The sequence below is a fragment of the Streptomyces sp. NPDC033178 genome, from assembly GCF_055577685.1.
The window spans coordinates 71,107-84,133 of sequence record NZ_JBVIPT010000029.1 but is presented as its reverse complement, the minus strand read 5'-3'; the positions used below and the strand labels follow the sequence as shown (position 1 = coordinate 84,133).

At 71.0% G+C, this 13,027-nt stretch carries 7 protein-coding genes; 5 read left to right on the top strand and 2 right to left on the bottom strand.

The window, feature by feature from the left end:
• Nucleotides 1–39: 39 nt before the first annotated feature.
• Nucleotides 40–1,374 (bottom strand): 4-aminobutyrate--2-oxoglutarate transaminase, encoded by a 1,335-nt coding sequence (gene gabT, locus ACZ5VQ_RS45300; protein WP_469110090.1) that lies wholly within the window; start codon nucleotides 1,372–1,374, stop codon nucleotides 40–42.
• Nucleotides 1,375–1,744: 370 nt separating this feature from the next.
• Between gabT and ACZ5VQ_RS45295 the strand changes: the two genes are divergently transcribed.
• The 4 genes from ACZ5VQ_RS45295 to rpmF all read left to right on the top strand — a co-directional run bounded on the left by ACZ5VQ_RS45295 (nucleotide 1,745) and on the right by rpmF (nucleotide 7,940).
• Nucleotides 1,745–3,859, top strand: coding sequence for an ATP-binding protein (locus tag ACZ5VQ_RS45295; protein WP_469110113.1), 2,115 nt, complete (start codon nucleotides 1,745–1,747; stop codon nucleotides 3,857–3,859).
• A 219-nt stretch (nucleotides 3,860–4,078) separates the two neighbouring features.
• Nucleotides 4,079–5,776, top strand: a complete 1,698-nt coding sequence (locus tag ACZ5VQ_RS45290; RefSeq protein WP_469110089.1) for a PucR family transcriptional regulator — start codon at nucleotides 4,079–4,081, stop codon at nucleotides 5,774–5,776.
• Between the two features lie 363 nt (nucleotides 5,777–6,139).
• Nucleotides 6,140–7,585, top strand: coding sequence for an aldehyde dehydrogenase family protein (locus ACZ5VQ_RS45285; RefSeq protein ID WP_469110088.1), 1,446 nt, complete (start codon nucleotides 6,140–6,142; stop codon nucleotides 7,583–7,585).
• A 184-nt stretch (nucleotides 7,586–7,769) separates the two neighbouring features.
• A complete protein-coding gene (gene rpmF / locus ACZ5VQ_RS45280; protein WP_143640723.1) occupies nucleotides 7,770–7,940 on the top strand; it encodes a 50S ribosomal protein L32 in 171 nt (56 codons plus the stop codon).
• Nucleotides 7,941–8,026: 86 nt separating this feature from the next.
• On the opposite strand, the gene ACZ5VQ_RS45275 is transcribed toward rpmF, so the two are convergent.
• Nucleotides 8,027–10,960: a glycoside hydrolase family 3 C-terminal domain-containing protein gene (locus tag ACZ5VQ_RS45275; protein WP_469110087.1), complete on the bottom strand. Its 2,934-nt coding sequence runs from the start codon at nucleotides 10,958–10,960 to the stop codon at nucleotides 8,027–8,029.
• A 384-nt stretch (nucleotides 10,961–11,344) separates the two neighbouring features.
• Between ACZ5VQ_RS45275 and ACZ5VQ_RS45270 the strand changes: the two genes are divergently transcribed.
• Complete coding sequence (locus tag ACZ5VQ_RS45270) at nucleotides 11,345–13,027, top strand: type 2 periplasmic-binding domain-containing protein (protein WP_469110086.1); 1,683 nt, start codon at nucleotides 11,345–11,347, stop codon at nucleotides 13,025–13,027.

The following is a 13,027-nucleotide window of genomic DNA, read 5'->3' as shown; positions in this document are numbered from 1 at the left end:
TCGCCGCCGCGACACCGGAACCGATGAGACAGACTCCGCTCAGATGCGGGCAAAAGCCTGCTCGATGATGTCGAGGCCCTCGTTCAGCAGGTCCTCGCCGATGACCAGCGGCGGCAGGAAGCGCAGCACGTTTCCGTAGGTGCCACAGGTCAGGACCAGCAGGCCCTCCTGGTGGCACGCCTTGGCGAGCGCGGCGGTCGCCTCCGCGTTCGGCTCCTTGGTCGTACGGTCCTTGACCAGCTCGATGGCGATCATCGCGCCGCGGCCCCGGACGTCGCCGATGATGTCGAACTTCTCGGCCATCGCGCCCAGCCGGGCCTTCATGACGGCCTCGATGTTCTTCGCTTTCGCGTTGAGGTCGAGCTCCTTCATCGTCTCGATCGAGCCGAGCGCGCCCGCGCAGGCCACCGGGTTGCCGCCGTAGGTGCCGCCCAGGCCGCCCGCGTGCGCGGCGTCCATGATCTCGGCGCGGCCCGTGACGGCGGCGAGCGGCAGACCGCCCGCGATGCCCTTGGCGGTGGTGATCAGGTCCGGGACGACGCCCTCGTCCTCGCACGCGAACCACTGGCCCGTACGGCAGAAGCCGGACTGGATCTCGTCCGCGACGAAGACGATGCCGTTGTCCGTGGCGAACCTGCTGAGGGCCGGCAGGAAGCCCTTGGCGGGCTCGATGAAGCCGCCCTCGCCGAGCAGCGGCTCGATGATGATCGCGGCCACGTTCTCCGCGCCGACCTGCTTGCTGATCTGGTCGATGGCCTGCGCGGCGGCCTCGGGGCCCGCGTTCTCCGCACCGGTCGGCCAGCGGTAGCCGTACGCCACCGGCACCCGGTAGACCTCGGGCGCGAACGGGCCGAAGCCGTGCTTGTACGGCATGTTCTTCGAGGTCAGCGCCATCGTGAGGTTGGTGCGCCCGTGGTAGCCGTGGTCGAAGACGACGACGGCCTGCCGCTTGGTGTACGCCCGCGCGATCTTGACGGCGTTCTCGACGGCCTCGGCGCCGGAGTTGAAGAGGGCGCTCTTCTTGGCGTGGTCGCCCGGGGTCAGCTCGGCCAGCGCCTCGGCGACGGCCACGTAACCCTCGTACGGCGTGACCATGAAACAGGTGTGGGTAAAGTCCTGGAGCTGGGCGGAGGCCCGGCGTACGACGGCCTCGGCGGACGCGCCGACGGACGTCACGGCGATGCCGGAACCGAAGTCGATCAGCCGGTTCCCGTCGACGTCCTCGATGATCCCGCCGCTCGCGCGCGCGGTGAAGACGGGCAGCACGGACCCCACTCCGGCCGCGACCGCGGCGATACGGCGGGCCTGCAGTTCCTGCGACTTCGGACCGGGAATGGCGGTGACGACGCGGCGCTCCTGCGGAAGTGTGCTCATGAGGGGCTCCCTGGGGGTCTTGCGAACGGCTTGGGGAAGGACTTCGGGAAGGACGTCGGTGGTACGACGCCGGAAGGACATCGGGAAGGGTGTGGCGGACGGCTTGCGAACGGGTTCCACGGGTTCTTCGGACGCCCGGCTTCCTTCTTCGCAGGCTAGAGCCGGGAGTGGGGGGTGGGCATGCTCCATCTGGGCGGTGTCGGGAGATTCGGTTGTCCGTCATGGACATAGCGTGGGCGGGGAGCGACGAGGGGCCGGGGTGTCCGTATCGCCGCGTACCCGGCCCGGTAAGCGGTGAACTCCCCTTGTGAGGGCGTTAGATTGACTCGCAAACCACGTACGGAGCGGCTGGTCAGGGGTGGCAGAGGCGATGGACAGCGACGGCACGCAGGACGCACGGGGCACGCACGCCGATCGTGTGCCGCGGCCGGCGGGACCGCCCCAGGTGCCGCCACGGCCCGCGCAGGCGCCCGGGATGCCGCCGGCGCCGGACGGGTCCGCCTTTCTCACCTGGCTGCGGACCCCGCGCCCCGAGGCCGCCCCGGGCGTCTGGCGCTTCGGGCACCTGCCGCGGCCGGACGAGGAGCCCGAGCGGATTCCGGCCCGGCAGCTGATCGGCGGGGCGCTCATCGCGTTCCTCGTGGGATGGCTGATCTGGTCTCTGCTGTGGAACGGCTACCTCGGCGGATGGTGGCTGCTGCCGCTCTACGCGATGATCCCCGACTCCTGGGCCGAGCCCCACAGCTTCGGCTCCGTCGTGGTCGTCTACGCCTACTACGTGGCCATCGCCCTCGGGATCATGATCGGGGTCGGGCGCCTCGGCCGCTGGAGCGAGGTGTGGCACCGCTACGGGCTGCCCGCCTGGCGCCGGGCCGCGCCCGTGAGTGAGCGGCCGCCCGCGCCCGAGGAAGACCCCGCCCAGTGGAACCAGCTCCGCGCCGCCGGAGCCGCCGACGCCGCCGAGCGGCTCGGCGCCGAGGCCAGGGCCGGACGCATGCGCGATGTCGACCAGGCCAGGATCGCCCGTGCCTGGCAGGGCGTGCGGAGCGGACGGCACAGTCTTGCCACCTTCAGCGGTGCCGTCCTGCAGGACGGAGCCGCCGCCTGTCTGCACCCCTCCGGGGAGCGGGACCTGCCGGGACGGCTCGCCAAGCACGACCTCGTCACCGGGCAGGTACGGCTCGGCACGACCGCCGACGACCCGCGGAACCCGTACTCCTACCGCGGGACCGGCCTCGCGCTCGGACCGGACCTGCTGGGCACCTCGCTGCTCGCCGTCGGGCCCGCAGGATCCGGCAAGACCGGCGGGGTCGTCTGGCCGCTCGCCGAGTCGCTCTGCCTGCACGCGCTCGCGGGGCGGGCGGCAGTGGTCGTCGTCGGGGCCGCGGGGGCGGGGCTCGGGCCGGTGGACGCGTACGACGTCGTGGTGCGGGTGGGCAATCCCGAGTCCGTGTACGACCTCGACCTGTACGGCGGGACCACCGACCCCGACGAGGCGGCGGCCGTGCTCGCCGAGGCGCTCGTCGGGGACCTCGCCGATCCGCATCCCGGCGCGGACAGCAGGCGGTCCACCACCGTGCTGGCCCAGCTGCTCGGGCCGTACCGGGGCGTGCACGGCCGCTTCCCGTCCGTGCCCGAGCTGAGGCAGCTGCTCGACGGCTCGCCCGGACCGCTCGGCGCGCTCCGCAAGGCGCTCACCGAGGGCGGCCAGGAGTCGCTGCTCCGCGAACTCGACGCGCGGGAGCGGCAGTTGGGGAATCCGGGGGATCTGGGGAGTGTGCTCGCCGATCGGGTGGCGTTGCTCGACCGCCCCGCGTTCGCCGGGTTCTTCGACACGTCCGGGCAGTCCCGCCCCTTCTCCTTGCGCGCCCTCGACCACCCCGTGCGGGTGCGGATCGACCTGCCCGAGCGCGGGCACGCCGACGCCTCCCGGATGCTCGCGCGGCTCGTGCTCGCCCAGTTCGCCGCGAGCGTCGCCGTACGGGAGGACCGGTCGCTGTTCGCCTGCCTCGTGCTCGACGACGCCACAGGGGTCATCACGCCCGAGGCCGTACGGGGCATTCAGCGGCTGCGGTCCGCCAACGCCGGGGTCGTCATGACCCTGCGCACGCTCGACGACGTACCCCGGCCGCTGCGGTCGCCGCTGCTCGGGGCGATCGGGTGCCGGATGGCGCTGTCGGGGCTCACACCGTGGGACGGGCAGGACTTCGCCGAGGTGTGGGGCAAGGAGTGGACCGAGGCGCGGGACGTCACCGACCGGCAGATCATCGCGGAGACACCGGCCGGCAAGGCCGTACACATGCTGCGGCGGGTGATCACCGGAAACGCGCCCACCGCCCGGGCCGTGACCGTGCGGCAGGTCGAGCGTGAGCGGTGGTCCGCGTCCGAGCTGGCGCACGGGGTGCCGCCGGGGCACGCGGTGCTCTCGCTCACCAGCGTGCGCGGGGAGCATGCGCCCCCGCTGCTGGTGGATCTGCGGAGCTGAGGCGGGCGCGGGACGCGGGTGCGGGAGCCGGGGGCTCCTGAGGTGAGGGGCATTTGACGGGTGCGCCGAGCGGGACGTCCGGACATATGGTCACGGGCCGACCGTACGGTGAGGCAGAATCGACATAGGTCGTTCATACGCTGCGGCCAAAGGATCGCAAAGATCACATAGCCCGCGACCGTCGAAGAACCTGTGAAGATCCGAAGACCTGAAGGCCTCATGCCCCCCACGCTCGCCTCGCTCGTCCATCACTCGGCGCTCAAGCTCACCGTGCGCGCGGGCGGGGAACGTCTGGACACCCCCGTCCGCTGGGTGCACGCCAGCGAGCTCACCGACCCTGTGCCGTATATGGAGGGCGGGGAACTGCTCCTCATCACCGCGCTCAAGCTGGACGCGGAGGACGCCGACGCCATGCGGCGGTATGTGAAGCGCCTGGTGGGAGCCGGGGTGGCAGGGCTCGGCTTCGCCGTCGGGGTGCATTACGAAGAGACACCCAAGGCGCTCGTCGACGCGGCGGAGGGCGAGGGGCTGCCCCTGCTGGAAGTGCCGCGGCGCACACCCTTCCTCGCCATCAGTAAGGCCGTGTCCGCCGCCATCGCCGCCGATCAGTACCGGGCGGTGACGGCAGGCTTCGCGGCGCAGCGGGAACTGACCAAGCAGGCGCTGAGCGGCGGGCCCGAGGGGCTGCTGACCGCGCTCGCCTCGCAGGTGGACGGGTGGGCCGCCCTGTACGACGCGTCCGGCGCCGTCGTCGCCACCGCGCCCGAGTGGGCGGGGCGGCGGGCCGCCCGGATCACCGGCGACGTGGAGCGGCTGCGGGAGCGGGCCGCGCCCGCGAGTTCCGTCGTCGGCGGCGCGGGCGACGGTGAGGGTGACGGCGGGGACGGGAACGGGGAGGACCGCGTCGAGCTGCACTCGCTCGGGACGGGCCGGCGGGCTCGGGCCGCGCTGGCCGTGGGGACCGCGGCCGCGCTGGGTACGGCCGAGCGGTACGCCGTGCACTCGGCCATCGCCCTGCTGACGCTGACCACGGAACGATCCCGGTCGCTGTACGCCGCCGAGCAGCGGATCGGGGCGGCCGTGCTGCGGATGCTGCTGGCGGGGCAGCCGGATCATGCGCGGGGGGTCGCCGGTGACCTGTACGGAGGGCTGCTGGACGCGCCCTACCGGATGATCCTGGCCGAGGCCGCGTCGGCTTCCGCCGGGCGGGCCCGGGCTCGGGCCGGGGACGCCGAGGACGGCGGCGGGGCCACGGTCCGCGCCGAGGCCGCCGCCGCCCTTGCCGATGCCGGCGGCGATCTCGTGGGCGGGCTCGGTGAGGTCGTGGAGTCCGCCGCCGCCCGGTCCGGCGAGGCCGTGCTCGTGGTGCCCGACGGGGAGCGGCTCGTGGTGCTCGCCGCGGATCGGGGTGCGGTCGTTGCCGCCTGCGCCCAGTACGCCGAGGCCGTCGGGGGCGCTCAGGGCGGCGGTGAGCAGGCCGGCGACGAGGACGAGCTGGTGGTCGGGATCTCGGCTCCCGCCGGGCCCATCGCCGCGGGGGCCGCCTACAAGCAGGCCGAACAGGCCCTGTCCGTCGCCCGGCGGCGGGGGCGGGTGCTCGTCGAGCACGAGGATCTCGCCGCGGGGTCCGTGGTGCCGTTGCTCGCGGATGACGCGGTGCGGGCGTTCGCGGACGGGCTGTTGAGGCCCCTGTACGAGCATGACGCCACCGGGCGGGGGGATCTTGTCGCCTCGTTGCGGGCGTGGTTGTCGCGGCACGGGCAGTGGGACGCGGCCGCGGCGGATCTTGGCGTGCATCGGCATACGTTGCGGTACCGCATGCGGCGGGTCGAGGAGATCCTCGGGCGATCTCTGGACGATCCGGATGTGCGGATGGAGCTGTGGCTGGCACTGAAGACGACGGCGTCGGCGGAGTAGGAGGGCCCTTTTTCGCCCCCGCCGCCCCTACCCATTCCCGTCACTTACTCGGGGGCCGGCCCCCGAACCCCCGTTAAAAGATTGCGCAGTTCCCCGCGCCCCTATAGGGGCGCGGGGAACTGCGCGACCAGCCACGACGAACCCGCACTCGACAACCCACCCCACGGGGTCTGGGGCGGAGCCCCAGAAGGATGGGACGGGTAGGGGCGGCGGGGGCGAGAACAAATCGGGGACTAGGCCAAAGCGGCGCACCCGGGTCGGGGAGTGCTACGACTCGGACAGGCGTCGCCACGGCACCGCGGCCCTACCGTGGACGCGAAAGACCAAGAACACCCCCGAACGCGGAAGGGCCCGGACTCGCACATGACCTCCACCCACGCCTTCTGGCTCGCCGGCCGCCAGGCCACAGGCGAGTCCACCTTCGACGTCACCTCCCCGTGGGACGGCCACCTCGTCGGCAAGGTCTCCGTACCGACCGACGCCCAGGTCGAGGAGGCCGTGGCCGCCGCGTACGCCGTACGGGACGAGTTCGCCGCCACCCCCGCCCACGTACGCGCCGCCGCCCTCGACCACGTCAGCCGCCGCCTGGCGGAGCGGACCGAGGAGATCGCCCGGCTCATCTCCGCCGAGAACGGCAAGCCGGTCAAGTGGGCCCGCGGCGAGGTCGGCCGGGCCGTGTCCGTGTTCCGGTTCGCGGCCGAGGAGGCCCGTCGGTTCAACGGCGGCGAGGCCCAGCGGCTCGACACCGACGCCGGCGGCCAGGGGCGCCTCGCCCTCACCCGCCGCTTCCCGAAGGGCGTCGTCCTCGGCATCGCGCCCTTCAACTTCCCGCTGAACCTCTGCGCCCACAAGATCGCCCCCGCGATCGCGGCCGGCGCCCCGATCATCCTCAAGCCGGCTCCCGCGACTCCCCTCTCCGGGCTGCTCATCGGCGAGCTGCTGGCCGAGACCGACCTGCCGGCCGGGTCCTGGTCCGTGCTGCCCGTCGCCAACGACAAGATGCACGCCCTCGTGCAGGACGACCGGCTGCCCGTCATCTCGTTCACCGGGTCCGACAAGGTCGGCTACGCGATCATGGACTCCGTACCGCGCAAGCACCTCACCCTCGAACTGGGCGGCAACGGCGCGGCCGTCGTCCTCGCCGACTGGGCGAGCGACGAGGACCTGGACCGGGCGGCCTCGCGGATCGCCACCTTCTCCAACTACCAGGGCGGTCAGTCCTGCATCTCCGTACAGCGGGTGATCGCGGACGCCTCGGTGTACGAGCGGCTGCTGCCCCGCGTGGTGGCCGCCGTCGAGGCGCAGGTCACCGGTGATCCGGCCGACGACGCCACCGATGTCGGGCCGCTGGTGAGCGAGGACGCCGCCAAGCGGGTCGAGACCTGGGTGGACGAGGCCGTCAACGCCGGTGCCACGCTGCTCGCGGGCGGCAAGCGCGACGGTGCCTCGTACGCGCCGACCGTGCTGGCCGATGTGCCGGCCGATGTGACGCTCTCCTGCGAGGAGGTCTTCGGGCCCGTTCTCACCGTGCAGAAGGTGGAGGGGGAGGCGGCCGCCTTCGCCGCCGTCAACGAGTCCAAGTACGGGCTGCAGGCAGGGGTGTTCACCCATGACCTGCAGACCGCCTTCCGCGCCCACCGTGCGCTGGAGGTGGGCGGCGTCGTGGTCGGTGACGTGCCTTCCTACCGCGCCGACCAGATGCCCTACGGCGGCGTGAAGCAGTCCGGAGTCGGGCGTGAAGGCGTGAAGTTCGCGATGGACGACTACACGTACGAGCGCGTGCTCGTGCTTACGGGGCTCGCTCTCTGAGATCAGGTGCGAGGTACGGCGACGGCCGGAGTCCGCTGTGCGGGGACTCCGGCCGTCGCCGTCTGTCGTCTGTCGTCTGTCGTCTGTCGTCTGGGTGTGGCGTCTGGGGTGTGGCGTGTGACCTGGGCCGCATGGTACCGACCCCTATAGCTAGTGACAATCGTTTTCATGTAGAGTGCCGGGCATGGCAGTCCCGAAGCGCAAGATGTCCCGCTCGAACACCCGTCACCGCAGGTCCCAGTGGAAGGCGGCGACGCCCGATCTCGTCCCGTTTTTCGCCGACGGACGCGAGTACGCCGTACCGCGGCGACTGATCCGCGCCTACGAGCGTGGGCTCATCAAGCCCGAGGGGTGACCCACCCGCCCCCGGACGAAGGGGCCCGGCACCGATGCCTTCCGGTGCCGGGCCCCTTCCTTGTGCCGTCGGCCTGGTCCGGACCCTCAGCCGGAGAAGCCGACGTGCGCGAGCCGCACCGGGCCGCGCAGCCCGATGTGCAGGTCGTGGACCCCGGTGCCCACGAACGGGGCGACGACGGTGGTGTAGTCGTACGGTCCCGGCGTGGCCGGGACATCGAGCCGGGCGATCACCGGGCCGCCGTCCAGGGCCAGTTCGACTGAGCCCTCGCCGGACACATCGCCGGACACATCGCCGGACACCTCGACGGTGACGGTCCTGGTCGCCGGGCCGAAGTCGCAGCCGCGGTAGACCAGTTCGGCGGTGTTCCCGTGGTTCCCGTGGTTCCCGTGCGCGGTTGTCACCGCGTCGCCCGACAGTTTCGTACGGTCGACGATCTCCGCGCCCCGCTGCTCGTCGAAGTCGGCCGCGTTCAGGCCGTGTTCGAGGACCGGGCGCGGAGTGGCGGGCGTGCCGTCCAGTTCGACCGTCGCGCGCAGCCGGATGTCCTCGCTGGACGCGCCCACGAGGAGTTCGTACGGGCCCGGCTCCAGGCGCCGGATGCCGTGCACCACGTCCCAGAACTCGAAGGCGGACAGCGGGAGTTCGAAGGTCAGCTCGGTGGAGGCGCCGGGCAGTACGTGGACCCTGCGGTGGGCCAGCAGTTCGCGGCGTGGGCGGGAGACCGAAGGTGCCACGGCACGGGAGTAGAGCTGGGCCACCTCGTCGGCCGGCGTGCTGCCCGTGTTGGTGACCGTGAAGGTGACGTGCACGGAGTTCTCGCCCACGTGGGCCACGAGGTTCCCGTACTCGAAGGACGCGTACGACAGGCCGTGGCCGAACGGGAAAAGCGGGGTGCCCTCGAAGTACAGGTACGTCTGGCGGCTGCCGATCACGTCGTAGTCGAGGAGGTCGGGGAGGTCCGCGTCCGAGGCGTACCAGGTCTGGGGGAGCCGGCCCGCCGGGGAGACGTCGCCCGCCAGGACGCGGGCCAGGGCCGTGCCGGCCGCCTGGCCGCCGTGTGCCGTCCAGAGGACGGCGGGGAGGTCCGTGGGATCGGTCGCGTACGGGTAGGAGGACGTGATCACCAGGGCCGTGCGGGGGTTCGCGGCGCGGGCCGCCTCCAGAAGGCGCCGCTGGTGGGCGGGGAGGGCAAGGGTCGTACGGTCCTCCGTCTCGCGGCCGTTGATGTGCGGGTCGTTGCCCGCGACCACGAGGACCACGTCGGCCGCGGCGGCCGTGCGGGCCACCGTGTCCTCGCCGCGTTCCGTGATCTCCAGTCCGAGGATTTCCGGGTTCTCGGCGGCAACTTTCACGCCGTCGGCGGTGACAGAGACGTAGCGACCCGTACCGACATGCTTCAGGAGGTGACCGCCCTCATGGGATCCGTGGGATTCACGGGATTCGCGGGGCTCATGAGATGCATGAGATTCATGGGATCCGTGAGGCTCCAGGCGGAAGGTCTCCTGGACGACCCAGCCGCCGGGCTGGTCGGCGGAGGCGCGTACGAAGCCGTCGTCGGCGACGGAGAGATAGCGGCCGTCGGGCGCGCGCAGGGTGAGGACGCCCCCGCCCCAGTCGATCAGCGCGAGTTCGGTGCCCCTGGTGTCGGTGGTGAGCGGGGGCAGGTCCGTGCGGCCCGCGAGGAGGGCCGGATCCAGCGCTCCCTCGGCGCCGCGGACCTCGTCGGTCGCCTCGTCCGCCGGCGGCACGCTGAGGTACGTACCGGCGGAGGTCTTCAGACGCACGCGGTCCACGCCCTCGGCGAAGTCCACGCGGTCGGCGCCGAAGCGTTCGTAGAGGCCTTCGAGCGGGGTGGAGCGGTGGATGAGGGTGCCGCTGTACCAGTCGAGTTTGCACTCGTCGGCGAGGAGGCCCACCACCGCGATACGGGTGTCCTGCCCGGTGAGGGGGAGCAGGCCGTCGTTCTTGAGGAGGACGATCGCCTGTTCCGCGGCTTCCCGCGCGAGAGACCGGTGCGCGGGCGTGTCGAAGTCCTTCGTGTCCGCGTACGGGTCCAGGCGCGGGTCGAACTCGCCGAGACGGAAGCGGATCGCGAGCTGGCGGCGGACCGCCGCTTCGATGTCGGACGCGGTCAACAGGCCCTGGTCCAGGGCCCCCTGGAGGCGTTCGACGATCTGCGAGCTGTCCGTGCCGTGGTCCGTGAAACTGTCGACGCCGGCGATCAGGGAGGCGGCCGTGGCCTCCTCGTGGGTGTCGAAGTAGTGCTCGTGGTCGACCAGGTTCGAGGGCGCGCCCGCGTCCGAGCAGACCAGGAGGTCCTGGTCCGTCCAGGTGCGCAGCTGCTCGCGCAGATACGGCGACACATGGTTGGGACGGCCGTTGACCAGGTTGTACGCGGGCATCACGCCGGCCACCGTGCCCGCCTCGACCGTCTCGCGGAAGGCACGCAGGTCGTACTCGTGCAGTACGCGCGGGCGGACGGAGCTCGACGCGGTCGCCCGGTCCGTCTCGTTGTTGTGCGCGAGCCAGTGCTTGAGGACCGGCGCCGTCCGCCAGTACGCGGGGTGGTCGCCGCGCAGGCCCCGGGTGTACGCGGTGGCGATCGCCGAGGTCAGCTTCGGGTCCTCCGAGTAGCCCTCCTCGTTGCGGCCCCACAGGGGGTGGCGCAGCAGGTTGACGGTGGGCGCCCAGACGTTGAGGCCCACGCGGTCGTCGCGCGAGCGCATCGCGCGGGTCTCGGTGGAGACGGCCTCGCCGATCCGGCGTACGAGCTCGTCGTTCCAGGTCGCGCCGAGGCCGACCGCCTGGGGGAAGACCGTCGCCGGGCCCATCCAGGCGACCCCGTGCAGCGCCTCCTGACCGGTGCGGAACGCGGCGACGCCGAGCCGCTCCACCGCGGGCCCGAACTGGTGCAGCATCGCGACCCGTTCCTCCAGGGTGAGCCGCGACAGAAGATCGTCGATGCGCTTCGCGAACGGCAGCTGCGAGTCGCGGAAAGGCGGCGTTTGAGCGGTCACGCGAGGATCCCTCTGTGGAAGGTGCGGGAGAACGGCGCAGGACTTTCGAAGCGCTTCGATGCTCATTCGACTCCGGGGCGGGTGTCAAGACACCCCGACGCAACAACTCCGAATCCTCACCGCCATCCCAAGGGCCGGAAGCGACCGGTTCAGACCTTTATACCTCCGAGGAATGTTGGAATCGGCTCTTGTGCACCCCCAGGTGTTCACTTAACCTCGCAGCAACATCGAAGCGCTTCGACTCTCGTCGATAGTCGAAGATGTCGCCCCCGGAGGGTGCGCATACCTCCGAGGTCCGCTTCAGCTCAGCCAGTTCCACTCAGACACCGCAGCCGACGGCCCCACCGCCGGGTGTCCTGCTGTGCGCCATGAAGGGTTGACGCAATGACGCCGAACTCCGCCACTTCCGCTCCCAGTCGGAGAAGTTTCCTCGGCTCCACGGCGGTCGCAGCCGCCGCGGTGGCCGGCGGGATGCCGCTTCTCGCCGCGTGCGGCGGGTCCGGCGGCGGCTCCAAGGACGGCACGACCTCGGGCAAGGACGCGAAGAAGATCCTTCCCGCCTTCGTGGCGCAGAACGTGGTGACGCCGGACATCGCGTCGAAGAACGGCTCCTCGGTCGGTTTCACCGGCAAGCTCGTCCTGGGCGACCTGAAGACCTCGGTGCCGCAGAAGCTAGGCAAGGGCAGCACCATCAAGATCATGTCGCCGTTCTGGGGCACGCCGCCGAAGGGCAGCAATCCCTACTACTCGACGATGAACACGACGATCGGCGCCAACGTCGTCTGGCAGAACCAGGACGGCAACACGTACGACGAGAAGCTGGGCGCGGTTCTCGCCTCCAGTGACATGCCGGACGTCGTGGTGATCCCCAGCTGGAACATGGGCGGCAAGATACCCAGCGCCATCATCAGCAAGATGGCGGACCTCGGCCCGTACCTCTCGGGCGACAAGGTCAAGGAGTACCCGAACCTCGCGGCCATCCCGACCGACGCCTGGCAGTACTCCATCTTCGGCGGCAAGCTGCGCGGCCTTCCGCAGCCCTCTCCCACCGTCCCCGGCATCGTGCCCTTCTACCGCAAGGACGTCTTCGACGAGAAGGGGTACGAAGTCCCCACCTCCGCCGACGAGTTCCTGGCCCTCGCCAAGGAGATCACCAACGCCAAGGCGAAGGTGTGGGCCTGCGACGACATGAAGTGGAGCGCCTTCAACTTCTTCGGCGTGCTGTCCGGAAGCGAGAAGTCGCTCGGCTGGAACCTCGTCGACGGCAAGCTGATCTACCGGGTCGAGACCGACGAGTACCTCGAATCGCTCGAGTGGACGCGCAAGCTGTACGCGGCGGGCGTCGTCCACCCCGACGCCAGGGCGGCGAACCAGGGCAACGCGGGGCAGCGTTTCACCGACGGCCAGGTCATGATGTACAACCAGAACATCGCGGACTGGTGGGGCAAGATGGCCGAACAGGCCACCCAGAACAATGACTTCCGCATCGCCGGCATGGACATCTTCGGCCATGACGGGGGCGACCCCCAGCTGTGGGCCGCATCGCCCGCCGGCATCTTCGCCTTCATCAACAAGAAGGCGTCCAAGGCCGTGATCCACGACGTGCTGGCCGCCGCGAACGTCACCGCGGCCCCGTACGGCACCAAGGAGTACATGCTCACCAACTACGGGGTGGAGGGCACGCACTACACCGTCAAGGACGGTGTTCCCACCAAGAACGACAAGGGCAACCAGGAGGTCCTGAACGCCTTCGTCATGCTGGCGAGCCCCGCCCCGACCATCGCGCACCCCGACTTCCCGGAGATCGCGAAGGAGCAGGTGGAGTGGCAGCAGCGGATGGGCGCCTTCACCAAGAAGTCCTCCTTCTACGGGCTCCAGGTCACCGAACCGGCCCGCTACACCAGCCTCTCCAACGACTTCGAGGACCTGGAGGACAGCGTCGTCCGCGGCCGCAAGAAGGTCAGCGACATGCAGCAGGCGGTGTCGGAGTGGAAGAGCCAGGGCGGCGACAAGCTGCGGGACTGGTACAAAAAGCTGCTGGACGACAGCGGATCCGCGCAGGGGTGA